The organism is Arthrobacter sp. ISL-69 (assembly GCF_018613775.1).
GTDB lineage: Bacteria > Actinomycetota > Actinomycetes > Actinomycetales > Micrococcaceae > Arthrobacter.
Genome location: NZ_JAGGPO010000019.1, coordinates 182,487 through 206,452, shown reverse-complemented (window position 1 = coordinate 206,452; position 23,966 = coordinate 182,487). Strand labels below are relative to the sequence as shown.

Below are 23,966 nucleotides of genomic sequence, written 5' to 3'. Positions count from 1 at the left end.
TCCGTGGTTAATACACCTAGCCCGGAGTCCCGTCAGCTTCGAAGCCCGTTCATCCGCCGCTCACGGTGCCGTCACGGTGACGTTCAGCTGGGTTGACGGTCCCGTGCCGAAGCGGATCACTCCCACCCAGTTGCCTGCCTCAAGCCCGGCCCAGCTGGCCGTGAGCTCGCCAGTGGCGCCGTTTTCAATGGTGAGCGGGTTGGGACTGACCGTCAGGTTTCCAGCGTCACCGGCTAGGACCATCGCTTCGATGGAAGCTGCCGTTGCCGCGTTGCCGGGGCTGGCGAAGAGGTTGGTGGTCACCTTCCAGTCGCCTGCCACCGGGTCCGCGACGGAGACGGCCTCGTTGGCCGCAGGTGTGGCCCCCGCGTACAGCACACCGGCCGGCGAGACCACGTACAGGTCGAAGTCCGCCGCGGGGTTGGCTGAGATGACCGCGAACCTGGCGAGGGAAGAACCCGCCGGGACGTTGACGACCTGAACGTCGTTGGCACCGTCCTTGACCCCGGTGTACGGACCGGGAACCAGGCTGATCGCCGTCGAGTTTGCCTTGGCAAGCCCCCTCACCGCCAACTCGATCGGCTCGGGACTGCCGGACGTCACCGGAATGACGGCGCTGCCGCTTCCGCCGGCGGAAGCGGCATTGACGACAGCCGGCGCCACTGCGGTCACGGACCGGATGGCCACCGGCGAGCGGACAGTGGCCGCATCCGAAGTCCAGGTGAGTGATCCGCCAACGAATGCGTCCAGGGTGGCACCGGAGTTGGTGAACTGCACCGTGAAAGTGGCCTTCTCGCCTTCTCCAAGGGTCAGCACGTCCGGCGTCACTTCGGCAGCTACTCCCGGAACGTCAACGTCGGCACTGTAGGTTCCGGCAGTCAATGCAGTCACCGTCCGCGTCACCGTTTGGGTGCCGGTGAGCCCGCCAATGGCGATCGACGGCAGATTGACATCCTTGGTGGCCACCGGGGCAACACCCAGCTGATAGCCAAGCCCCTGCAGGAATCCGAGCCAGTCATTCGGGCCGGCGTCGTACACCAGTCCGGGTGATGCCATCCGGGCAGGATCGACCTGCCCGGCGCCCTGCGCGAAGACGTCGTGAACGGGGGTTCCTTCAGCGTCCACCAGATCGTAGGCCGTGGTCATCATCGCTGATTTCACCGAAGCCGCGGACCACAGGGGGTTCTTGCCCAGCAGCAGGGCCCCGAGCCCGGCGATCTGCGGCGCTGCCATGGATGTTCCGGACAGGAAGCCGAAGTTCTGGCCGTTGGAGCCGATAGGCGAGACAGCAGCCAGGACGCCCACGCCGGGAGCCGCAATGTCCGGTTTCAGGAGGTCGCTGTTGGCTGCCAGCGTAGGTCCGCGGGATGAGAAGCCTGCGATCTGCGGTACTGGCGGCGGGTCCAGGCCGGTGGTATCGGTTGATACCAGGCTCGCCGTCAACGCCGCGTCAGCTGCAACCACGTCTTTGATAGCGGGGTCGTCAAGGTGGACCGTCGGAACACTGTGCAGGTCCACGTCCAGCGAGTTGGGCGTCAGGTTGACCAGGACCATTCCAACGCCGCCTGCCTGTGCCACGGCCAGGCTCTTGGCCGTCCGGTCCACCACGCCGCGGTCACAGATCACGATCTTGCCGGCGGTCTTGGCCGGGTCCAGTGTGCCCGGAGCGCACAGGGCCGCATTGGCGTCGGGGGCAGCGGCCAACTTCACACTGACGGCGAGCGCAATGGGCGCGTCCGTCACTTCAGTCGCCATGATGCTGGCGCCGGCGAACTTGTCTCCGCTGGACAACTCCACCGTGCCGCGGAGGCTGCTGCTGTGGGTCGATGCAGCCACACTGGTCATCCACGGAGCGGCATGGTTAACGGTACTGGCCACGGGTCCCGAGTTCCCGGCCGAGGCGGCCACGAATATCCCGGCGGCCGCGGCGTTCAGGAAGGCGATGGATACCGGGTCGACGGTGGAGTTGTTGGTGCCGGAGATGGAATAGCTCAGGACGTCGACACCGTCCCTGATGGCGTCCTCAATGGCCTCCACGCTGCTGGAACCGAAGCAGCCGGTGGTTGCCGGGCTGATGCCCTCCCAGCAGATTTTGTAGATGGCGAGCTTTGCAGCCGGGGCCACCCCCGACCCCTTGCCGAAATCACGGCCGCCAACAGCCTGGCTGACATCGCTGTTACCTGCCGCCGTGCTGGCTGTATGCGAGCCGTGGTTGTTGATGTCGAGCGGCGAGTACGATTCCTTCGGCGAGCGCAGGCCCGGGGGAACGGTTGCTTTGAAGGCTTCGTCGTAGTAGCGGGCGCCAATGACCTTGCTGTTGCACTCAGTTCCGGCGAATTGAACGCCTGCCTCGCAGACCCCTGCGAAGGTGCTCCCGTCCGCTTTCAGCATGGTGATCTGGTTCGTCGCCGACAGATACGGTTCGCCAACCTGCGGGCCTCCCGAGAGCGGCTTCACCTGTCCCCCGGCGAAGTAGGGATTGACCGGGGTGTAGCCCGTATCAAGCACACCCACTACCGTTCCCTTGCCGGCGTTGGCGTCGCCGCCGAAATGTTCGGCCCAAACTCCGTTGGGACCAGGCAGACCCAGGAATTCAGTACTTGAGTAATCAATTTTGTAAAGGCTGTCCTTAACGACAGCGAGGACGTTTCCGTCCTTGCTCAACGCATTTGCCTGTTCCGCGGACAGCTCCGCGCTGAAGCCGTTCACCGCCAGGGTGTAACTGTCGTCGATGGCCACGCCTTCTTCCGCGGCCAGCCGTGCCTGCTGTGATTCCAGGTGCGCCGCGTAGCGCTGGGACTCAGCGCTGCCGGCGTCGAACTTCCTGCCGTTGGACACGGCGGTCCCCGGGATTCCGTCGACTCCGCCGGTGTAGGCAGCGAGGGGTTTGTCCTTCAGCATCACAATGTAGCGGCCGCCGTCCAGGGACGGTTGATCGTCAACCGGTGCCCCGGGCGGATCCGTCTGCGACGCGGTGGCCGCCGGGTCGGCGGGGTCTGCGGCTGCCCAGGCCGGGGCCGCCAGACCCTGGCCGGTCAGGAGGGAGATTCCCAAAGCGACGGCGGCGGCGAGGTGTGTGGCCGGATTTCTGCCTTGAGTGCGGGGGCCCACATGCGGGTAAGTCATGACGTACTGCCTCCTAGGTTGTCGGACCGTTGGCGTGACCGGTCCCACGGACTGGAAGTATCCGTCCACGTCGGCGCAACGTGGGCGTGAGGCCATACATCCAGTGATGGGAGAAACATACCGGAGTGCGGCTGCGGAATCGAGATGTTCCGGACAGATTTAATCGCCGGGGTCTAACGGCAGGGCCTATCGCCGGGCACCGGCGATAGAATGGACCAAAATGAGGAGGACCGGTAATGCGTAAGGCATGGATTCACGCACTCGTTCTGGTATCCGTTGTCGGCCTCTCCGCTTGCTCGCCGGGCGGCGGCGGTCCCAGCCCTTCGCCCTCGGCCACGACTACGAGCGCCAGCCCGTCCACGGCCACGCCGTCGCCGGACACCGAAACCACTGTCCCGGCTCCTTCTCCTCCCCCCTCCTCGGTGCCTGCCGCGGCTGGCCCGGGCAAGGGGAATGCCGAGCTCGCCATCATGGTCAAACCTGCCGAATCGGAACCCGCCCAGAATTTCACGCTGGTGTGCAAGGACGGCGTCCCGACGGCGGAAAGCAAACATCCCACAGCCGCCGCCGCCTGCACGGCACTGAAGGACAACCCCGCTGTGCTGAGCCCAGCACCCCGCAAGACGGACCAGGCCTGCACGCAGCAGTACGGCGGCCCGCAGGAGGCCACTGTCACCGGAATCGTTGATGATTCCCCGGTGGACGCTTCCTTTGCCCGCAGGGACGGCTGCGAAATCGGCCTGTGGAATGCGGCCAAGGACGTCCTGGGATCCGCAGGCGGAGCGCCCTAGCCGAATGCATACTGTGAAGCCCGGCCAGCGACACGTGCTGCCTATGGACGTCTGGCAGCACCGCGAAGCAGCCCACCAGGCCCGGGTCAGGCGCTACGCCGACCCCTACCTTGCCCGCCGCTCCGCCGGTAAGAAACACCCCGTTGAGGATTTCCTGTTCACGTACTACACCCAGAAACCGGGCCAGCTCCTGCGCTGGCACCCCGGCGCCGGCACCATCCTTACCGGCCCGGACTCAGCGGACCGCTCCGCCTGGAAGTTCTACCGGATGCTCGACGACGACGACCTCGCCGCCGCCGGGCTGCCGGCAGGGACCACAGCCGCAACCTTTGACCGCGACTCCTTCCTGGCCGAGCGGAGGGAGGCACTGCAGTTTGCCGGGATAATCCTGCGGGGCACGGCGCTGCGCCCTGCCCAGTTCGGCTGCTTCGGGCTGCACGAGTGGGCCATGGTGTACCGCCAGGACAAATTTGAGCTGCGCCACGAATACCTGCAGCTGCGCCTCGGCGCAGCGGGCACTGACCGCGTGGTGGAGGACAACAGGGTCCGGTGCTCGCACTTTGACGCTTTCCGCTTCTACACACCGGACGCCATACCGCTCAACGAGCTCACTCCCAGCCGGGACAACCAGCGGTCCATGGAACAGCCGGGCTGCCTGCACGCCAACATGGACCTCTACAAGTGGGCCTACAAGCTGTCGCCCGCTCTGCCCAGCGAGCTGGTCATGGATTGCTTCGAACTGTCCTGGCGGGTCCGCGCCACGGACATGCAGGCGTCCCCGTACGACCTTGAGGAGTGGGGCTACCCGCCCATCCCGATCGAAACGGCTGCGGGCAAGGCGGAGTACGTCGAGCATCAGCGCACCTTCTCCGCCGAGGCGCAGGAGCTCCGGACGCGGTTGCTCGACGCATTGGCACCCCTGTTCGCGGGGATCAGGGAGGACTGATGGCCGGAGACGTGGATCTGACCGTCCGGCTGACGGAGGCACCCGGGGCACCGGAGTACGAGTTCCGCCTGGTTTTCCGCACCGGAACAGCAGCGCGGGCCGCCGCCCTGGAGGGGTCAACGCTGCCGGACCCCGGCGCTGCCCTGGCCGCCGTCGAACGCTTCGGCCAGGAGGCCTTTTTCGTGCCGCGGCCGGCGGACATGATGTGCACCCAGCAATACGGCGGGCCGCAAGTGGCCGTAGTGACGGGGACGTTCCACGGCCGTCCCGTGCACAGCCGTTTCAGCCTGACCGACGGCTGCGAGATTGCCCGGTGGCGATCCATGGCCCCACTCTTCGGCGGCACGCCGGGATCCACCGGTCAGACCTAAGCAACCCAGGCACCACATGCTCCCTGCCCTTCAACAGGAACGTCCCGGGAGCCGTTCGGCCCCCGGGACGTTCCTGTTGAACGCATTCCTTATTCAGTTGGACGTTTGGCGCGTTTCCGGCCGGACGCTGTTCCGGCTAGTTTCCCGGAACCGCGCCGACTGGCGCGACCGCCGGAGCGCCGGCCGGTGCCGGCGCCGCATCCGTGCCCACCTTGACGTTGACCCAGGTCCTGATGCCGTTATCGCCCAGACCCAGCCGGCCCAGATAGGAGCCCTCGGCCAGGCCGGACCAGTTGGCTGTTGCCGTGGCGGCCGTTCCGTTCGGAGCAACGATGGGATTCGGGTTGACGGTCAGGTTCCCTGCGTCCCCGCTGAACGAGACAGCCTGGATCCGGGCAGAGGCGGCTCCGTTGTCCGGAGTGGAGTAGAGGTTGGCCACGATGTAATACGTTCCGGCCCGTGGCGATTCCAGGTCCAGGAACTCGCTGGCCGACGACGTCGCCACCTGCGTGGCAACGAGTTTCCCGCTGCCGTCCGGCGCGTAGACCACCATGTCCCAGTCGACGTCCTCTGTCTCCGCCTGGATACCGAGCCGGGCAAACGTGGCGCCGGCGGGCACCGTCACCTGGACGACGGCGTTGTGGTCGTCATTCTTGGCCGCAAAGGCACCGGGGGTCTTGGTGACGGCCGTCTCGGAAAGGGGCGCGAGCCCTTCAATTCCCACGGCAATGGGCGAATCCGAACCTGACACCAGGTCCATGGTCCCGCTGCCCGTGCCGGTGGCGGAGCTGAAGGAGAACGACGGCGCAATCTGGGCATCCACCGGGCGGACAGCCATCGGAGAGCTGACCGTACGGGGTCCCTTCCACGTCAGGCTTCCGGTGGTGAACTTTCCTGTCGGGGCTCCTGCACTCTTCACCATGACGGTGACGTCCAGGCTCTTGCCTGCCTTCTTGAAATCGAGGACGGCAGGTTCAACGCGAACATCGAAACCCGGCAGGTTTACCTCGGCCTTGTACGTCCCGGGGACCAGGGCCGTCAGCGTCCGCTTGACCTTGATCTCGCCAACGAGGCTGCCCAGCGCAATGGAGGGTACGTTGAGGTCGCGCGCGGCCAGGGTTCCTGCCTTGTGCGCACCGGTGTCAAAGCCTTGCCCATTGAGGAAGGCATTCCACTGCTTGATGTCCGAGTTGTACACCAGCCCCGGATCCAGCACGCGGGTGGAGTCAATGTGCCCGGCGCCGCCTTCGAACGGGTTCAGGTTGGGCGTTCCGTCCGCGTTGACCAGCGGGTAGGCGGTGGTCATCATGGCGGACTTGACCATGGCGGGTGACCACTTGGGCTGCTTGCTGAGCACCAGTGCACCGAATCCTGCGATGTGCGGTGCGGCCATGGACGTGCCGGACATAAAGCCGAACTGGGCGCCGTTGTTCCCAATGGTGGAAACGCCTGCGAGGACATTGACGCCGGGCGCGGAGATGTCCGGCTTCAGGAGGTCGCCTCCGGCGGCCAGGCTCGGACCGCGGGAGGAGAAGCCGGCCACCTGGGGTGCCGGTGCAAGGGGTTCACCGGTGAGGTCGCCCTTGACGAGGCTGACCGTGAGGGCCGGATTGGCGGCAAGCTTGGACTTCAGCTCCAGGCTCTTGGGGGCGTTGACGTGGACGGTTGGCACCACGTGGTTGTCGGCGTCTTCCGAGCTCGAGGAAAGGTTGACCAGGATCATGCCCAGTCCGCCCTTCGACTGGACCTCAAGGCTCTTCGCCGTGCGGTCCACAACGCCGCGGTCGCACACTACGACCTTGCCGCTGACCTTGGCGGAGTCCAGGGTTCCCGGGCCGCAGAGGTTCGGCGCCGTGGGAGCGCCTGCCGCTGCGGCGTCCCCCGCGATCACGACGGGAGCATCCTTGACCTCGGTCTTCATGATGGAGGCACCACGGAACATGGTGCCGTCGGAAACCTTCACCGTGCCCAGCAGATCGCTCGGGAACGTGGAGGCCGCCACTGTGGTCAGCCATGGCGACGCGTGGTTCACCGTGGAGACCGTGGGCCCGGAGTTACCGGCCGAGGCCGAGACAAAGACGCCGGCCGCCGCGGCGTTCAGGAACGCCAGAGCAACGGGGTCAGTGGTGCTGTTGGTGTTGCCGGAAATCGAGTAGTTCAGGACGTCCACGCCGTCTTTGATGGCGGCGTCGATGGCTTCCACTGAGGCTGAGGAGTAGCAGCCGCCGGTGTTCGGATCGTTGTCCTCCCAGCACACTTTGTACACCGCCAGCTTGGCGGCCGGCGCGACGCCGGAGCTCTTGCCGAAGCTGGCGCCGTCGATGACCTGGTCCACGTTGGCGTTGCCGGCGGCCGTGGTGGCGGTGTGGGTGCCGTGGCTTCCCACGTCCACCGGCGAGATCAGTTCCTCCGGGGCGCGGTTCTCCGGCGCCACGTACTGGAGGAAGGAATCGGCGAAGTACCGGGCGCTGATCACCTTCGAGTTGCAGTCGCTGCCGTCAAAGGCCTCGCCGGATTCGATGCCCTTCTGGCACTCACCTTCGAAGGTGGTGCCGTCGGACTTGAGCATGGCGATGGTGCCGTCCTTGGTCCGGTAGGGGACGCCCATTTCCGCTTTGCCCTTGCCGTTACCCTTGCCGTTGCCGCTGAGCGGAGCCACTGCCTCGCCTTTGAGGAACGGGTTGTCCGGGGCGTAGCCCGAGTCGATCACCCCGACCACCACACCCTTGCCTGCATTGGCTTCGCCGCCGAACTGCTTCGCCCACGCCCCGTCCTGGCCCGTGAGCTTCAGGAAGTCGGTGGTGGTGTAGTCCGGCGCGTTTTCCACGTCGGGTGCGACCAGGAGGACTTTGCTGTCCTTGGCCAACTCGGCGGCCTGGCGTGCGGTGAGTTGAGCCACGAAGCCGTTGAGCGCCGCGGTGTACTGCTTCGCGGGCTTTGCGGAGTGCTTTGCCGCGACGTCGCGCTGCGACTGGCGGAGGTGGGCATCGTAGGCTTTGAATTCCGGGCTAGCGGCGTCAAGCTTTCGGCCCTGCTGCGGTTTGGTGGCGGCGAGTCCCCCCGTTCCACCCTCATAGGCGGCGGCTGCTTCCTCGGCCAGGACCACTATGTAGCGGCCGTCCTTGTAGTCCGACGGGTTGACGTTCTTGGCCTGTACTGCCGTGCTGGGTCCAGCCGGCGCCGCGGTAGCGGGACCAACTGCAACGGAGGAGAGAAGCAGCGGGAGGCCTACAGCCAGCGCCGCAGCCTTCCGGAGTCCCCCGCCCCGGACAAGGCTTATTCCTTTTGATTTCACGAGTGACTGAAACCTTTCATGAGGTACGGGTCCGGCGATGCGGCCGGTCTCGGTCAGCTGGGAAATGGCAGCCGGAGTAACAGATCCTGTCATCCGGCGAGACCAGCCGAGTCAAACAGTACAGAGTGATAGGCGAATATGACATAGGACACAAACTTCGTTTTTCTTTTGTCATTTCGAGGCTTCAGCCGGACACGGTTGAGGGCGGTCCCCCTAGGGAAACCGCCCTCAATCCAAGTCATTCTTTGAGAAGCCGGATGGCTTCCGAAACATTGAGGTTTCGTGTGACGGGGCCAACGGCGACCCGGCGCGCCGACTACTGGCGCGGAGTGCGGACAACCTCGCTAATCCAGGCCCGGGTCTTCTCATCAATAGGCCCGGCAACGTTCGTCGCGCGGGCCGCCCGATCGGCTTTGATTTTCTGGATCACCATTCGGCCCAGGCCCGCAAAAACTGCAGCGGCCATTACCGGTAGAAGCACGGATTTCGGTTTCTGAGCCATGCCGCAATCCTACTCAGCGGACCAGCGCGCCACCAGAGCCGGCGCCGCGCTCCACCCCCGCAGCGAGTGCCCCAATTCACAGTCAACCGGCGAATGCGGCTTGACGCACTGCGGCCGGTAGAATGGGGCATGCAAGCTCGCGGAGCGCTCTTTCCGCTGTCTTATGTTTGGAGTCCGCAGGGCTGTAAATGCAGCAGCAGACCAGCGTGAGACGGCACCACTCCGCTGCGCCCTTACCCAACGCTCACGCACAGGAGTTACCGGATGCCCCGGATCGTTGTCGACGTCATGCCCAAGCCCGAGATTCTGGACCCGCAGGGAAAGGCCATTGTGGGAGCACTTCCCCGCCTGGGCTTCACCAGCTTCAGCGCTGTCCGCCAGGGCAAGCGATTTGAACTGACCGTTGATGGCGAGGTGACCGATGCAATCCTGGCCCAGGCCCGTGAAGCCGCCGAAACCCTGCTGTCCAACCCCGTGATCGAAGACGTCGTCAACGTCGAGGTCGTCGAGGCCTGAGATGACTGAACTTCCCTTGATTGGCGAGGCGGTCGCGGTCGCGGCCAACCCGCGCCTTGCCGGCGCCCGCATCGGCGTCGTCACCTTCCCAGGAACCCTTGATGACCGCGACGCCGCCCGCGCCGTAAGCCTGGCCGGCGCCACTCCCGTGGCACTCTGGCACGCGGACACCACCCTCAGCGACGTCGACGCCGTCGTGATTCCGGGCGGTTTCTCCTACGGGGACTACCTCCGCGCCGGCGCCATCGCACGCTTCGCTCCGCTGATGTCCAAGATCATCGATGCGGCCAACTCCGACGCCAAGCTGCCCGTCCTGGGCATCTGCAACGGCTTCCAGATCCTCACCGAGTCGCACCTGCTGCCCGGCTCGATGATCAAGAACGACCACCTGAAGTTCATGTGCCGCGACCAGGTCCTGCGCGTGGAAAACAACAGCACGGCCTGGACCGGCGACTACGCTGCCGGCCAGGAAATCACCGTGCCGCTGAAGAACCAGGACGGCCAGTACATCGCCGACGAGAAGACCCTGGACGCCCTCGAAGCGGAAGGCCGCGTGGTGTTCCGCTACGTCGGTTTCAACCCGAACGGCTCCCGCCGAGACATCGCCGGTATCTCCAACGCCGCCGGTAACGTCGTGGGCCTCATGCCGCACCCCGAGCACGCTGTGGAACCCGGCTTTGGCCCGGCTTCCCTCGACGGCATCGGCGGCTCGGACACCGATGGCCTCGGCTTCTTTACCTCCGTCCTGAACAAGATTGTGGGAGGCGCAAAGTGAGTACCTCAGCTGAAACCGTCAGCAGGAAGTTCAACATCGACACGGTCGAGAACGCAGCCAAGACTCCGGACACCGAACTTCCCTGGGCCGAGCTGGGCCTGAAGCAGAACGAGTTCGATGAGGTCGTCAAGGTCCTGGGCCGCCGCCCGACCGGCGCCGAGCTCGCCATGTACTCCGTGATGTGGAGCGAGCACTGCTCCTACAAGTCCTCGAAGAACCACCTGCGCCAGTTCGGCGAAAAGGTGACCGACGAGATGAAGAAGGACATGCTGGTGGGCATCGGCGAAAACGCCGGTGTCACCAACCTGGGCGACGGCTGGGCCGTGACGTTCAAGATCGAGTCGCACAACTCGCCGTCGTTCGTGGAGCCCTACCAGGGCGCCGCAACCGGCATCGGCGGCATTGTCCGCGACATCATCTCCATGGGTGCCCGCCCGGTAGCCGTGATGGACCCGCTGCGCTTCGGCGCCATCGACCACCCGGACACCGCCCGCGTCATGCACGGTGCCGTGGCCGGCATCGGCGGCTACGGAAACTCCCTGGGCCTGCCCAACATCGGCGGCGAAATGGTGTTCGACTCCGTCTACCAGGGCAACCCCCTGGTCAACGCGTTGGCTGTCGGCGTCATGCGCCACGAGGACATCCGCCTCGCCAACGCCTCCGGCAAGGGCAACAAGGTGGTGCTGTTCGGTGCCCGCACCGGCGGCGACGGCATCGGCGGCGCCTCCGTGCTGGCCTCGGAGTCCTTCGACGACACCAAGCCCTCCAAGCGCCCCGCCGTGCAGGTGGGCGACCCCTTCGCCGAGAAGGTCCTGATCGAGTGCTGCCTGGAGCTGTTCAAGGGTTCACTCGTTGAGGGCATCCAGGACCTGGGCGCCGCAGGCATCTCCTGCGCCACGTCGGAGCTCGCCTCGAACGGCGACGGCGGCATGGAGGTCGAACTGACCTCCGTCCTGCTCCGCGACCCCACCCTGACCCCGGGCGAAATCCTGATGTCCGAGTCGCAGGAACGCATGATGGCCGTGGTCACCCCCGAGAACATCGGCGCGTTTGAAGCGGTCATGGACAAGTGGGCCGTGGAGTACTCCTGGCTGGGCGAGGTGACCGACACCGGCCGCCTGATCATCACGTGGGAAGGCGAAGTCATCGTCGACGTCGACCCGCGCACCGTTGCCCACGACGGCCCGGTCTACGACCGTCCGTACGCCCGCCCCGAGTGGCAGGACGCCGTCCAGGCCGATTCGTTCACCGGATCAGTCCAGGACGCCGGCCGGCCGGCCGCTCCCGCGGAGCTGGCAGCTGCCGTCACCGAACTCATTGCCTCGCCGAACATGTGCAGCAAGGACTGGATCACCAACCAGTACGACCGCTACGTCGGCGGCAACACCGCACTGGCCTTCCCCGACGATGCCGGCGTGGTCCGCGTGGACGAGGAAACCGGCCTGGGTGTTGCCCTGGCCACGGACGCCAACGGCCGCTACACCTACCTCGACCCGTACCACGGCGCACAGCTGGCACTGGCCGAGGCCTACCGCAACGTCGCCACCTCCGGCGCCGTGCCGATGGCCGTCAGCGACTGCCTGAACTTCGGCTCCCCCGAGGATCCGGATGTCATGTGGCAGCTGGCCGAGGCCATCCGCGGCCTCTCCGACGCCTGCATGGTGCTGGGCATCCCGGTCACCGGCGGCAACGTCTCGCTGTACAACCAGACCGGCACCACCCCCATCCACCCCTCCCCCGTTGTGGCAGTGCTGGGCAAGCTGGACGACGTCGCCCGCCGCACGCCGTCGGGCTGGCGTGAGGACGGCCAGGCCATCTACCTGCTGGGCACCACCGCAGCGGAACTGGACGGCTCGGAATGGTCCAACATGCGCGGACACCTCGGCGGTTTGCCGCCCAAGGTTGACCTCGCCGCCGAACGCGCGCTGGGTGAAATCCTGATCAACGCGTCCCGCGACGGCATGGTGGATTCGGCTCACGACCTCTCCGAAGGCGGCCTCGCGGCAGCCCTCGTGGAGTCCTCGCTGCGCTACGGCGTGGGTGCCCGGATCGCCCTGCAGGACGTTATGGACCGCGACGGCGTGGACCTGTTCACGGCGCTGTTCTCCGAGACCCAGGGCCGTGCCGTTGTTGGCGTGCCCCGCTCCGAGGAGGTCCGCTTCACGGACATGTGCACCGCCCGCGGCTTCGCCCACACCCGCATCGGCGTCGTGGATGCCGACAGCGGCAAGCTGGAGATCAACGGCGTGGACACCCTGTCCCTCGACGCCCTCCGCGAAGCCCACGAGGCAACCCTGCCGAAGTACTTCGGCTAGTCCCGGTTCCAAGCGCGAACGGACACTTGAGCTCCCTTCCGGGTGGCCTCAAGTGTCCGTTCGCGCTTAAGGGTCGGTCAGTCGTCGCTGCGGAGCTCCCGTTGGCGGGCACTGAGGAGTTCGAGTTCGGGGCGGAAGGCCACGAAGCGTTCGACGGCGGTGAGCACCTCCACGAGGTGTGCCCGGTCGGCTGCCACCAGGCCGGCGCCCAGTTGCGTACGCCGGTATTGCTCGTGATCCCCAACCTCGGCCACGGACACTTCAAACCGGCGCTTCAGCTCCGCCAGCAGCGGCCGCACCACGGAACGCTTCTCCTTGAGACTGTGAACGTCGCCCAGGAGAATGTCGAACTCAATCCATCCGATCCACATGGATTAATCGTATCGATGCGGTCGGGACCGGGTCAGATGGTGAGTTCGCCCATGCGGTCCCAGCCGTCGCCGTCGAACTGGCGACTGATGATCCGCGGCGTCTCGGCCAGGGCCTGCGGCATGTCCGCCATGGCCTTCTGGAAGTGTGCGCTGTTGACATGGTCACCGGCGGCGTCGTCCTTGAAGGCCTCCACCAGCACGAACTCGTTGGGGTCCTCGACGCTGCGGGACCAGTCGAACCACAGGTTGCCGGGTTCCTGGCGCGTTGCCTGGGTGAAGTTTTCCACCAAGTCCAGCCACTTTTCGGACCAGTCCGGCTTGACCTTGAACTTAACGACAATGAAGATCACAGGGCGGATGCCTTTCGTTGTGTGCGGGGGTGAGTCCATTGTTTCACCGGGAGCGGCAACGGCCCGCGCAGGAGCGGTTCAGGCCCCTGCGGCGAGGGAGTGCTCGCACTCGTCGATGGCCTCCCGGGCCCATTCCTGCTGCTGGGGTGTGCCGACGCGTTCGGCCCACTGTTCGGCCAGTTGGAACTCGACCAGGGCCTCGGTGAAGCGCCCGGCTTCGTGCAGAGTCCAGCCGAGGTTGTTGTGCAGCGAGACCATCCAGCGTTTGGTCCGCGGCTCGTGCACCGTGGAGGCGTATTCGAGGGCGCTGCGGGTCCATGATTCGGCGTGTGCGGAGTCCGCGATCGCCAGCATGTGCAGCGCATCAACTGCAAGGAATTCCTCGCTGAGGTGGTCCGCAAGTTCTGCCGCCTGTTCAAAGAGCGGCACGGCCATCGCGGCATGGCCGCTCGAGTTCAGCAGGCGCCCGCGTTCCAGCAGCACCCTGACTCCCACGGTCGGCTCATCGGCGTCGACGGAATCCAGCAGGGCGTCGGCTTCCTCGTAGCGGCTCTGCAGTCCGATGGCCCGCCCCAACTGGGTGGCGAGCTCCGCCTGTTCGTCGGCGTCGTAGTTTCCGTCTTCAGCTGCCGCCCGGAAACGGGCTTCCGATCCTGCGGGATCGTCGAAGTTCCACAATTGGTCAAGGGTTTTCTGTTCCAGCATCCACCTGCTCCTGATCAGCTTTCACCTGCGGCCAGTTCGTGTGCACTCCCAATGTATCGGGAAGTGACATGTCTTTGTGCGCGTCCCGCGACGGCGCCACCGGCAGCGTAGAACCAGTTGGACGGCCTGCTGAAGGCAGTGATGTTGAGGAACACGCGCCCCTGTCCGTCCACTTCCACTTCGAAGGATTCCTCGCCCCGCACGGGATGGCCGGGCAGGCTTCCGTACCCGAAACCGGCGCTTTGCGGGCCGTCGCCGGGCACCGGCCGGTGCACCCACACCACCTCGCAGGGGGCGTTGATCCGGAAGGGCCCGACGCCGAATCCGCTCACCACGCGGGCGCCGGGCACCACGACGTCGGAGTCGGTGCGGACGCGCAGCCCGGACCTTTTCTGCAGCTGCCAGGTCAGGATTCCCTGGGCCACCCTCCGGTACAGTGCCAGGCCGTCCCCGAGGTAGGCCTGCGTCACCACGCAGGGGAACCCCTCCGGGGGCTGTCCGTGCTCGGTGGAGCCAATGCCCGGATAGTTCAGTCCGCCGCGGGCGATGCGTCCGGCGCCGGGACTGCTCACGCGCCGTCGCCCCGGGCGAGGCCTGCCCAGCCCAGCTGCTCGCGCTGTTTTCGGCTGAGCGAGGCCACCACCAGGTCGTAGGAGTCCTCCACCATGTCCCGGATCATGTCATCCGGCAACGCCCCGTCCAGCCGGACGCCGTTCCAGTGCGTTTTGTTCATGTGCCAGGCGCCGGTGATTTCGGGATGGATGGCCCGCAGCTGTTCGGCCAGGGCCGGTTCGCATTTAAGGCTCACGGACCAGTCTGCCGGATCCATGGCGGACAACGCGAACATCTTGGCGTCCTGCCGCGCCCCGCCGGTCACGGCGGCCCGCACCTTGAAGACGGAGGTCTCGGGACCGAAGGGAAAGTCCTCAAAGGCGCCGGGGAAGCCCAGGCAGATCTGGCGGAGGGTGGCAACATCCATGCCACGAGCCTATCCGGCGGCAGGGGCGACCGCAGGCCGGCCCCTATCCGGCGGTGCGGGCATCGCCGATGCTGTGGAGTCCTTCCGGGGTGGTGCCATCAAGATGGGCCGTCAGATGCCCACGCGCCATCCCTCGCGGGCGGGACACGCGTTGACCACCACGTCCAGTCCGGCGGCCCTGGCCCGCTCCACCGCAGCGTCGTCGAAGACGCCGAGCTGCAGCCACACCGCCTTCGCGCCCACGGCGATTGCCTGGTCGATGACAGCCCCCACCTTGTGGGAGTTCACAAAGCAGTCCACGACGTCGATCGGGTGTTTTTCGGCGGGGATGTCCGCCAGGGAGTGGTAGCCCTTCTCCCCGTGGACGTCGTCACCGGGGAGATTGACCGGAATGATTTGCATGCCCATCCGGTCCCGGACGTACAGGGAAACCTCGTACGCCGAGCGCCATTCATTGGTGGTCAGGCCGACGATCGCCCACGTGCCTTTGGTTCGCATGAGGCGGTCAATGACTGCCGGATCGTTAACGTGGGCCATACTTCAACCTTACTCCTGCGGTCTTTCCGGGCGATCTTCGAATAAATGAATGAAATGCCTCGACAGCCTGCCGGGATGAATGAATATTACAATGTGGAATGACGGGATTTTGCGAAATCGTGCATCTCGGTTCTAGTAGGTAGTGACCATCCCGAGCGGCCGAGAGACCTGGATCGATGAAGCAGCAACCCCCGGTGACGTGAGGCGACCATTCCACGTAACTGTTCCTTGCTTTCCGAAGGAACTACGGGTGCTACTGCCAGGACCGATGGAGTGCTGTAAATGACCCCAGAGAATACTTCTGCCCTGCCCACTTTTGCCCGGATTCCGTCCGAGGCAACCCCACAAACCACTTCGGACGCGACGGCGAACGAAGCAGGGCTGCGTGACGCGCCCGGCTCCTCTCGCGGCTCTTCGGGATGGTCCCTGACCGAGCCCATGGACGGCGCTGTGCACGGCGTCCCCACCGACGGACCGGCGCGTCACCGCGGCACCACCTCCCAGCCCGGCACTGCAGCCAAGCCGGCAACGGCCGTGGCCGACACAGTTGCTTTCTGGGAAGAACAGGCACTCCGCCTCGACTGGGCGGCTCCCGACGGCGGAGCCCTCAGCGGAAACAACAACGGGAAACCCTGGCACACCGCCCACCGGCGCGTCCCGGCAGACCTGGATGCCGGCACCGGCCCGGACATCACCTGGTTCGAGGGCGGCAGGCTCAATGTTGCCTACAACTGCGTGGACCGCCATGTTGCCGCCGGCCGCGGTGACAAGGTGGCACTCCATTTCGAGGGCGAGCGGGGCGACCGCCGTGCCGTCACGTACGCGGAGCTGCAGCGGGAAGTGTCCAAGGCCGCGAATGCCCTCCTGGACCTGGGCATCACCAAGGGCGACCGCGTGGTCATCTATCTCCCGGTCATCCCCGAAACCGTCATCATCACCCTTGCCGTGGCCCGCATCGGCGCCATCCACTCCCTCGTGTTCGGCGGCTTCTCCGCTGAAGCACTGAAGTTCCGGGTGGAGGACACCGGCGCCAAGCTCCTGGTCACGACGGACGGCCAGTTCCGCCGCGGTGTGGCCGTGCCGGTCAAGGACAACGCCGACGCCGCGGTTGCCGGGGACAACGCGATCGAGCACGTCCTGGTGGTCAACCGCACCACCCCCGCGGACCAGCTGGCCGGCGTCCCCATGACGGAAGGCCGCGACGTGTGGTGGCACGACGCCGTCGGGCAGGCCTCCGATCTCCACGAAGCCGTTGCGTTCGACGCCGAAACTCCCCTGTTCATCATGTACACCTCCGGGACCACGGGTAAGCCCAAGGGCTTGGTCCACACCTCCGGCGGCTACCTCACGCAGGCATCCTGGAGCTTCGAGCACCTGTTCAGCAACCCCGACCCCGAGCTCCGGGACCGGGATGTGCACTGGTGCACCGCCGACCTGGCCTGGGTCACAGCCCACACCTACGAAATCTATGGCCCGCTGTCCAACGGCGTCACCCAGGTGATCTTCGAAGGCACGCCGAACACCCCGCATCCGGGGCGGCACTTCGAGATCATCGAACGCTATGGCGTCACCCAGTACTACACGGCGCCCACGCTGGTCCGCTCGCTCATGGGCTGGTTCCCCGACGGCGTTCCCGGCACGTGCGACCTCTCCTCCATCCGGATGCTCGGCACGGTGGGCGAAGCCGTCAATCCGGAGGCATGGCGTTGGCTGAGGCAGAACGTCGGCGCCGGCACCGCACCCGTGGTGGACACCTGGTGGCAGTCCGAGACCGGCGCCACCATCCTCTCCCCCGCCCCGACGGACACCGAGTTCAAGCCCGGCTGCGCAGCCCGCCCGCTGCCCGGCGTCAGCACCCGGATCGTGGACGACGCCGGCAATACCGTTCCGCCGGGCGTCCAGGGCTTCATCGTGGTGGACACCCCGGGGCCGGCGATTGCCCGCACCGTCTGGGGCAACCCGCAGCGCTACTTCGATTCGTACTGGCGCAAGTACGCCGCCCAGGGCTGGTTCCTCGCCGGGGACGGCGCCAAATACGACGACGACGGCGACATCTGGATCCTCGGGCGGGTGGATGACACCCTCAACGTCTCCGGCCACCTGCTCTCCACCATCGAGATCGAGTCGGCGCTCGTCTCCCACCCGAGCGTCGTTGAGGCCGGCGTCTGTCCGGTCGCGGACCCCAAGACCGGCCACGCCATCGTCGCTTTCGTGGTGCTGAAAGGCGGGGTTTCCGGCGAAGTGGCCGTCGAACTCCGCAACCACGTCGCGAGGGAGATCGGTCCGATCGCCAAGCCGCGCGACGTCGTCGTGGTCCCCGACGTGCCGAAGACGCGCAGCGGCAAGATCATGCGCCGGCTCCTCACCCAGCTTTTCGAGGGAACCACCCTCGGCGACACAACATCGCTCCAGAACGAACCGGCGATCGCCGGAATCCAGGAAGCCCTGGACGGCTACGCCGCCGCCGTCCCGGCGCCTCCCCTCTACGGACAGAAGTAAAGGAACAATCATGAACGACATCAGCAACGTTGCCCGTCTTTCCGAGCCGCTCAAGTTCGCCTACTGGGTGCCGAACGTTTCCGGCGGCCTGGTGGTCTCCACCATAGAACAGCGCACCGGCTGGGACTTCGACTACAACAAGAAGCTGGCCCGGATCGCCGAAAACTCCGGCTTCGAATACGCCCTGACCCAGACCCGCTACGCAGCCTCCTACGGTGCGGACAAGCAGCACGAGGCCACGTCCTTCAGCCTCGCGCTGCTGGCGGCCACGGAACGGCTCAAGGTCATCTCGGCCGTCCACCCCGGTATGTGGCACCCCGGCGTGCTCGCCAAGTTCATCATCACCGCGGACCACATCTCCAGCGGCCGCGCCGCCGTGAACATCGTCTCCGGCTGGCTCAAGAACGAGTTCACCAACTTTGGCCTCGAGTGGCTGGAGCATGACGAGCGCTACGTCCGCACCGAGGAATTCATCAAGGTCCTGCGCGGCCTCTGGACCGAGCAGGAATACAGCCAGTCCGGCGAGTACTACAACATCACCGACTTCACCCTGAACCCGGCCCCGGTGGATGTCCCCGGCCGTGCGCACCCGGAAATCTTCTTCGGCGGCAACTCCACCGCAGCCCAGGCGACGGCCGGCCGCGTGGCCGACTGGTACTTCTCCAACGGCAAGGACCTGGAGGGCTTCAAAGAGAACATTGCGGGTGTTGTGGCAGCGTCCAGCGAGACGCAGCGCGGGACCGAAGGCGCCCTGCCGGCACCCCGTTTCGGCCTCAACGGCTTCGTCATCGCCCGCGATTCCGAGAAGGAAGCCCGCGACACCCTCCGCGAGATCGTGGAGAAGGCACACAAGCCCGCTGTCCAGGGGTTCCGCGACGCCGTCCAGGAAGCCGGCGCGTCCACCAAGGACGGCAAGGGCATGTGGGCCGACTCGAGCTTCGAGGACCTGGTCCAGTACAACGACGGCTTCAAGACCCAGCTGATCGGCACCCCGGAGCAGATCGCCGAGCGGATCGTGGAGTACAAGAAAATCGGCGTGAACCTGTTCCTCACCGGCTACCTGCACTTCCAGGAGGAAGTGGCAGCCTTCGGCCAGGACATCCTGCCGATCGTCCGCGAACTCGAAGCCGACCTCGCCCGGAAGAACGGCACGGAATTTGACCTGTCCCAGGCGCCCGTGGCCAATGTCAGCACAACCACCGGGCTGGTGAACGCGTAATGGCTGACCGCAAGTTCGGTTTCCGCACCCGCGCCCTGCACGCCGGCGGCACCCCCGACGCCGAGCACGGCGCCCGTGCCGTGCCCATTTACCAGACCACGTCCTTCGTCTTCAAGGACACCCAGGACGCCGCCAACCTCTTCGCGCTGCAGAAGTACGGCAACATTTACTCGCGCATCGGCAACCCCACCGTGGCGGCGTTTGAGGAGCGCATTGCGTCCCTCGAGGGCGGCATCGGTGCCGTCGCGACGTCGTCGGGCATGGCCGCGGAGTTCATCACTTTTGCCGCCCTCACCCAGGCAGGCGACCACATCGTGGCAGCCTCCCAGCTGTACGGCGGAACGGTCACCCAGCTCGATGTCACGCTGCGCCGTTTCGGCGTGGACACCACGTTCGTTCCCGGCACCGACCCCGCGGACTACGCAGCCGCCGTCCGGGAGAACACCAAGGCGATCTTCGTTGAGGTGGTGGCCAACCCGTCGTCGGAGGTCCAGGACCTTGAGGGCCTGGCGAAGGTAGCGAACGACGCCGGCATCCCCCTCGTCGTTGACGCCACCTTGAGCACGCCGTACCTCGTGCGGCCGATCGAGCACGGCGCGGACATCGTGATCCATTCCGCCACCAAGTTCCTCGGCGGCCACGGCACTACGCTGGGCGGCGTGATCGTGGAGAGCGGCCGGTTCAACTGGGGCAACGGCAAGTTCCCCACCATGACCGAACCCGTGGCCTCCTACGGCAACGTCTCGTGGTGGGGCAACTTCGGCGAGTACGGATTCCTGACCAAGCTGCGCTGCGAGCAGCTGCGTGACATCGGTCCCGCACTGTCACCGCAGTCCGCATTCCAGCTGTTGCAGGGGGTCGAAACCCTTCCGCAGCGCCTGGACGAGCACCTGAAGAATGCCCAGGCCGTGGCGGAATGGCTCGAGGCCGACGAACGCGTCGCCTACGTGAACTTCTCCGGCCTGCCTTCCCACGCGCACTTTGAGCGGGCGAAGAAGTACCTGCCCCTGGGGCCGGGTTCGGTGTTCTCCTTCGGGGTCAAGGGCGGCCGCGCGGCCGGGCAGAAATTCATCGAGTCGCTGCAGCTGGCCTCGCACCTGGCCAACGTGGGTGACTCACGCACCCTGGTGATCCACCCCGGCTCCACGACCCACCAGCAGCTGAGCCCGGCCCAGCTGGAATCCGCCGGCGTCCCTGAGGACCTGGTCCGCATCTCGATCGGACTCGAGGACATCGAGGACATCCTGTGGGACCTGGACCAGGCCCTGGACGCGGCGCAGAAGGCCACGGCCGACGACGCCTTCCTCGACGAACCGGCCGACACCTGCGCAATTGGAGCGAACTGATGACTGTTGACGACCGCACCTGGGAAGGCCCCTCAGCGCCGGCTCGCCTGAACCTGCTCCGGCAGGCGAAGTCCATTGCCATTGTGGGCGCCTCGGACAAGCCTTCGCGGGCCAGCTACTTCGTGGCTACCTACCTGCAGTGCTCTACGCGGTACAAGGTGTACTTCGTGAACCCCGTTGTGAAGGAGATCCTTGGCCAGCCGACCTACGCCTCATTGGCCGACCTTCCCGAAAGCCCGGATATCGTGGATGTGTTCCGCAAGCACGACGATCTCCCGGGCGTCCTGGACGAGGCCATCGCAGCCGGTGCCAAGACCCTTTGGCTGCAGCTGGGTTCCTGGCACGAGGAAGTGGCCGCGGATGCTGAAACGGCCGGGCTCAATGTGGTGATGGACCGGTGCGTCAAGATCGAGCACGCCCGGTTCCACGGCGGACTCCACCTTGCCGGCTTCGACACCGGGGTAATTTCCTCAAAGCGCCAGGTCCTTGCCTGACCACACCCCGCTGATTAAGGCGCGCGGGCTACCGGCGGAACTTCCCCAGCCAGCTGCTGACGGAATCAAGGGCGGAATCCACCGTGGAATCGACCGCGGCTTCCACGGTGGAACCAATCTTCACACCGGGTTTTGCCGTGCCCATCCCGTCCAATTCCCAGGCTCCGGCGATGGCTGCCGCTGCATCGGCTTGAACTGCATCGGGCGTGATTGCGGCGCCCTGCTCATCGGCCTGATCCGGGGCACGTCCAGTCACGGCTTGACCGGACGCGGCCTTGCCCGGGGTGGCCTTACCGTGGTTGGCCTGTCCGGGATTTCCGTTGGCGCCGGGAGCCCGGCCTTCGCCGATCTGGGGCTGGCCCTTATCGCGCCCGGACGCGGCCGGTGCCGCGGTCTCGACTGCCGCATCCCCTGCATCAGCGGCTTGCGCGGCCGGCTCAGCTGCTGCGTGCACGGCCGCAGGGTGGGCCCGGTCAGTCTGCAGGAAGAGCGGAGAAACCCACGTGATCCGTCCGCCCCGGTCAGCAGCCACCGGCGCCAGGGGAAGGGTCCAGCCGGGCGACCAGTCGGTGGTGAGCTCTTGCACGGACCACGGCCCGGCGCCGTCTCCGGAAACCTGGCTCGTGGCGGCAACACCGCTGACGCCAAGGCCCATGCCGGCCAGGACTGCGAGCCCCACCACAGCGGGACGGTGCTTGCGCAGCCAGCGCTGCCGGGTCAGCTCATCCCGCGGGCCGGCCAGCATCAGCGCGAGCTCGGGCCCCGGAACGGGTGCATGCATCTCGGCCAGCGAGGCAATGGACAGGAGGGCGGCCCTGAGGTCGGGCACGTCCGTGTGGCCTGCGTCGAGCAGAAGCTGGTCGACGGTCCCAGAAAAATCATCCCTGGTGGTCATGGCGCCACGTAGTCCTTTACGGCCGAATGTTCACGGAGTCTGTCCAAAGCACGTCGCTGAAGCTGTTTTACGGCTCCGGCGCTCTTCCCCATAATTTCGGCCACTTGCTCCACCGTAAGATCCGCAATGATCCGCAGGGTCAGCACTTCCTTCTGGTCCTCCCCCAGCACCTCCAGCAGCGCCAGCACTTCCCCGGGCGCTACCCGCAGCATGGCCGCCGCTTCGGCCGATGAGGATTCCCGCCGGTCAAGTTCAGGTTCGAAACGTTGTTTCGCGGGGGTCCGGCTTTGCCTACGGTGATCATCAACCATCCGTGCATGCGCCACCGAAAACAGGAAGGTCCGAAGTCCGTTGGCACCGCCGCTGATCGAATCGATGCGGGGCAGAACCGCCAGGAAGACATCCTGCATGGTGGCCTCCGGGTCCTCGACACCACGTGCGGTCAGGTATCCCAGTACCTGCGACGCATAGCTCCGGTAGACCAGGTTGAACAACTCGCCATCGCGGCCCTTGAGGGCATGCAATGAATCGTCGGTCAGAGCGTCTGTCACGGACGTGTGGCTTTCGTTCAAGGGAGATGGCTACATCACTGTATGGCCATCAAGTGGCGGCGCGGGTGGTATCCCGCCCACAACTTTACCCCGGGTAACCAAGATGAAAGACCGGCAGATACCGTGCACTCCTGTCCGGCCTCCTGCTGAACCGGCTTCGGACAAAAAGGGGCCGGGCCGGAAACCTGATGGGGGACAGTTCCAGCCCGGCTCTCTTTTTGCAGTCAAGCGCCGGATTCGAACCTGATGGGGGACAACTTCGAACCCGGCGCTTTCATAGTGGTAATCGTCACGGCACCGCCGCAGGTTACGCGAAATCCAAAAAAACTTCAAAAAAATCCAGCCACCGATTCCGGACGGGGTCAGAGGTGGGACAGCCGTTGGCGGAGCCAAAGGATAACGGCCTCACCCTGCCTCCGTTGAAAGGCCCGGACGGTAGGCAGCCCTGGCGGAGGAGGCTGCCTCCCGGCGTCGGTGAAGTACGCACCCAGGCCCGACAACACCCGATTAATGCCGTCTGCCGTGGCCGGGGCAAATACCTGGTGGGACCGCAGAACGGACTCCACATCGAACCCGGGATCGTAGACACGCACATTGAGGAGGGCTGTGAGGCCGTCGATCCAGGGCGAGCCGATGCACGCCCACGGCCAGTCCACCAGCACCGCCCGGTTGCGGGCCGTCATCAGGATATTGTCGGACCGCACGTCCGTGTGCACGATCGAGGTCCCGGCGAGGTCCTGGAGCCCGGCTTCGGCGAGCTGCCCCAAAGCCTCGAGGTTCGTCAGGATCCACGGGTCGCAGCCTTCGGGTGGGTCCGTGCCGATCCGCTTCCAGCCTTCGAACGCGTCGGCCAGTTCGTGCTCCAGTGGCGGTAGGTGGCCCAGGGCAGGAGGGACGGGTGTCCGCGAGAGTTCGAGCAGTGCGTCCAACACACTTGTCAGTTCCGCTGTACGCCAGGGCAGGTGCGGGTGGCGGCCCTCCACATCGCTGAGGATGAGGGCGACCCACTCACCGTCGTCGAAGGTGCCGATCAACGACGGCGCGGGGACGCCGGCCGGCAGTGCGGCAGTCACCGCTGCTTCCTTTCGGTGGATGGCAGGCGAGTGCTCATTCAGCCGTGGACTCACCGCCTTGACGAAGGCCCTTCCGCCCGAAACCGTCAGGATCCTGTCGGCCGTGCCCGGAGAAAATCCTCCCTGCTGACCCGTTGCCTGGGCAACCGGCGAACCCAGTATCTGCTCGATTCCCGACTGCACGTGGCCCGGCAAATCGGCCCAGCTGATGCGGGGACTCCACGCCGACTGCATGAACCCATTATTGCCCGCCCAGCGGCAGCTTCCGCACGCCTTCGGGAGGGCTTAGCAGTGGTGGTGCCGGGCGCCA

Annotated in this window: 22 protein-coding genes; 10 read left to right on the top strand and 12 right to left on the bottom strand. The window is 65.9% G+C overall.

Going from position 1 to position 23,966, the window contains the following annotated elements; translation table 11 throughout:
* Positions 1–60 precede the first annotated feature (60 nt).
* Positions 61–3,126 (bottom strand): S8 family serine peptidase, encoded by a 3,066-nt coding sequence (locus tag J7I79_RS15645; protein ID WP_214954675.1) that lies wholly within the window; start codon positions 3,124–3,126, stop codon positions 61–63.
* Between the two features lie 236 nt (positions 3,127–3,362).
* On the opposite strand from J7I79_RS15645, the gene J7I79_RS15640 reads away from it, so the two are divergent.
* From J7I79_RS15640 to J7I79_RS15630, 3 genes are read left to right on the top strand one after another with little or no spacing between them, the layout of a single operon-like run.
* The gene (locus tag J7I79_RS15640) at positions 3,363–3,917 is read left to right on the top strand and encodes an SSI family serine proteinase inhibitor (RefSeq protein ID WP_214954673.1); all 555 of its coding nucleotides are present in this window, start codon (positions 3,363–3,365) and stop codon (positions 3,915–3,917) included.
* A 4-nt stretch (positions 3,918–3,921) separates the two neighbouring features.
* Positions 3,922–4,863 carry a 3-methyladenine DNA glycosylase gene (locus J7I79_RS15635; protein ID WP_251042845.1) on the top strand — a complete coding sequence of 314 codons (942 nt, stop codon included), beginning with the start codon at positions 3,922–3,924 and terminating at the stop codon, positions 4,861–4,863.
* Positions 4,863–5,234: a serine protease inhibitor gene (locus J7I79_RS15630; protein ID WP_214954671.1), complete on the top strand. Its 372-nt coding sequence runs from the start codon at positions 4,863–4,865 to the stop codon at positions 5,232–5,234. The genes J7I79_RS15635 and J7I79_RS15630 overlap by 1 nt, the downstream gene beginning before the upstream one ends.
* 136 nt (positions 5,235–5,370) lie before the next feature.
* Here J7I79_RS15630 and J7I79_RS15625 read toward each other — a convergent pair whose 3' ends face one another.
* On the bottom strand, positions 5,371–8,529 hold the full coding sequence (locus tag J7I79_RS15625; RefSeq protein WP_311380592.1) for a S8 family serine peptidase: 3,159 nt from the start codon (positions 8,527–8,529) through the stop codon (positions 5,371–5,373).
* 316 nt (positions 8,530–8,845) lie between these two features.
* Positions 8,846–9,031 (bottom strand): hypothetical protein, encoded by a 186-nt coding sequence (locus J7I79_RS15620; protein WP_104174087.1) that lies wholly within the window; start codon positions 9,029–9,031, stop codon positions 8,846–8,848.
* Between the two features lie 264 nt (positions 9,032–9,295).
* On the opposite strand from J7I79_RS15620, the gene purS reads away from it, so the two are divergent.
* The 3 genes from purS to purL are packed head-to-tail and all read left to right on the top strand — an operon-like array spanning position 9,296 to position 12,637.
* Positions 9,296–9,547, top strand: coding sequence for a phosphoribosylformylglycinamidine synthase subunit PurS (purS, locus tag J7I79_RS15615; RefSeq protein ID WP_028265707.1), 252 nt, complete (start codon positions 9,296–9,298; stop codon positions 9,545–9,547).
* 1 nt (position 9,548) lies between these two features.
* Positions 9,549–10,322, top strand: a complete 774-nt coding sequence (gene purQ, locus J7I79_RS15610) for a phosphoribosylformylglycinamidine synthase subunit PurQ (protein ID WP_214954669.1) — start codon at positions 9,549–9,551, stop codon at positions 10,320–10,322.
* Positions 10,319–12,637, top strand: a complete 2,319-nt coding sequence (gene purL / locus J7I79_RS15605) for a phosphoribosylformylglycinamidine synthase subunit PurL (RefSeq protein ID WP_214954667.1) — start codon at positions 10,319–10,321, stop codon at positions 12,635–12,637. Before purQ ends, purL begins: the two co-directional genes overlap by 4 nt.
* Positions 12,638–12,714: 77 nt before the next feature.
* Here the strand turns inward: purL and J7I79_RS15600 are convergent, their stop codons facing one another.
* From J7I79_RS15600 to J7I79_RS15575, 6 genes are all read right to left on the bottom strand, one after another.
* Complete coding sequence (locus J7I79_RS15600) at positions 12,715–13,008, bottom strand: DUF503 domain-containing protein (protein WP_028272239.1); 294 nt, start codon at positions 13,006–13,008, stop codon at positions 12,715–12,717.
* 32 nt (positions 13,009–13,040) lie between these two features.
* Positions 13,041–13,358, bottom strand: coding sequence for a putative quinol monooxygenase (locus tag J7I79_RS15595; protein ID WP_214954665.1), 318 nt, complete (start codon positions 13,356–13,358; stop codon positions 13,041–13,043).
* 78 nt (positions 13,359–13,436) lie between these two features.
* Complete coding sequence (locus J7I79_RS15590) at positions 13,437–14,063, bottom strand: hypothetical protein (RefSeq protein WP_214954663.1); 627 nt, start codon at positions 14,061–14,063, stop codon at positions 13,437–13,439.
* A 14-nt stretch (positions 14,064–14,077) separates the two neighbouring features.
* Positions 14,078–14,635 carry a DUF1990 family protein gene (locus J7I79_RS15585; protein WP_214954661.1) on the bottom strand — a complete coding sequence of 186 codons (558 nt, stop codon included), beginning with the start codon at positions 14,633–14,635 and terminating at the stop codon, positions 14,078–14,080.
* Positions 14,632–15,042, bottom strand: a complete 411-nt coding sequence (locus tag J7I79_RS15580; RefSeq protein WP_214954659.1) for an MmcQ/YjbR family DNA-binding protein — start codon at positions 15,040–15,042, stop codon at positions 14,632–14,634. The genes J7I79_RS15585 and J7I79_RS15580 overlap by 4 nt, the downstream gene beginning before the upstream one ends.
* Positions 15,043–15,153: 111 nt before the next feature.
* The gene (locus J7I79_RS15575) at positions 15,154–15,579 is read right to left on the bottom strand and encodes a CoA-binding protein (protein WP_214954657.1); all 426 of its coding nucleotides are present in this window, start codon (positions 15,577–15,579) and stop codon (positions 15,154–15,156) included.
* 282 nt (positions 15,580–15,861) lie between these two features.
* Here J7I79_RS15575 and acs point away from each other — a divergent pair, with 282 nt between their 5' ends.
* From acs to J7I79_RS15555, 4 genes are read left to right on the top strand one after another with little or no spacing between them, the layout of a single operon-like run.
* Positions 15,862–18,078, top strand: a complete 2,217-nt coding sequence (acs, locus tag J7I79_RS15570) for an acetate--CoA ligase (protein ID WP_251042843.1) — start codon at positions 15,862–15,864, stop codon at positions 18,076–18,078.
* A 10-nt stretch (positions 18,079–18,088) separates the two neighbouring features.
* Complete coding sequence (gene sfnG, locus J7I79_RS15565) at positions 18,089–19,297, top strand: dimethylsulfone monooxygenase SfnG (RefSeq protein ID WP_214954655.1); 1,209 nt, start codon at positions 18,089–18,091, stop codon at positions 19,295–19,297.
* The gene (locus tag J7I79_RS15560; protein WP_214954653.1) at positions 19,297–20,643 is read left to right on the top strand and encodes an O-acetylhomoserine aminocarboxypropyltransferase/cysteine synthase family protein; all 1,347 of its coding nucleotides are present in this window, start codon (positions 19,297–19,299) and stop codon (positions 20,641–20,643) included. The genes sfnG and J7I79_RS15560 overlap by 1 nt, the downstream gene beginning before the upstream one ends.
* Positions 20,643–21,137, top strand: coding sequence for a CoA-binding protein (locus tag J7I79_RS15555; RefSeq protein ID WP_214954651.1), 495 nt, complete (start codon positions 20,643–20,645; stop codon positions 21,135–21,137). The genes J7I79_RS15560 and J7I79_RS15555 overlap by 1 nt, the downstream gene beginning before the upstream one ends.
* A gap of 28 nt (positions 21,138–21,165) precedes the next feature.
* Here the strand turns inward: J7I79_RS15555 and J7I79_RS15550 are convergent, their stop codons facing one another.
* From J7I79_RS15550 to J7I79_RS15540, 3 genes are all read right to left on the bottom strand, one after another.
* The gene (locus tag J7I79_RS15550) at positions 21,166–22,032 is read right to left on the bottom strand and encodes a hypothetical protein (protein ID WP_214954649.1); all 867 of its coding nucleotides are present in this window, start codon (positions 22,030–22,032) and stop codon (positions 21,166–21,168) included.
* The gene (locus J7I79_RS15545; protein WP_214954705.1) at positions 22,029–22,583 is read right to left on the bottom strand and encodes an RNA polymerase sigma factor; all 555 of its coding nucleotides are present in this window, start codon (positions 22,581–22,583) and stop codon (positions 22,029–22,031) included. Before J7I79_RS15545 ends, J7I79_RS15550 begins: the two co-directional genes overlap by 4 nt.
* A gap of 362 nt (positions 22,584–22,945) precedes the next feature.
* The gene (locus J7I79_RS15540; RefSeq protein ID WP_214954647.1) at positions 22,946–23,890 is read right to left on the bottom strand and encodes a phosphotransferase family protein; all 945 of its coding nucleotides are present in this window, start codon (positions 23,888–23,890) and stop codon (positions 22,946–22,948) included.
* Positions 23,891–23,966: the final 76 nt, after the last annotated feature.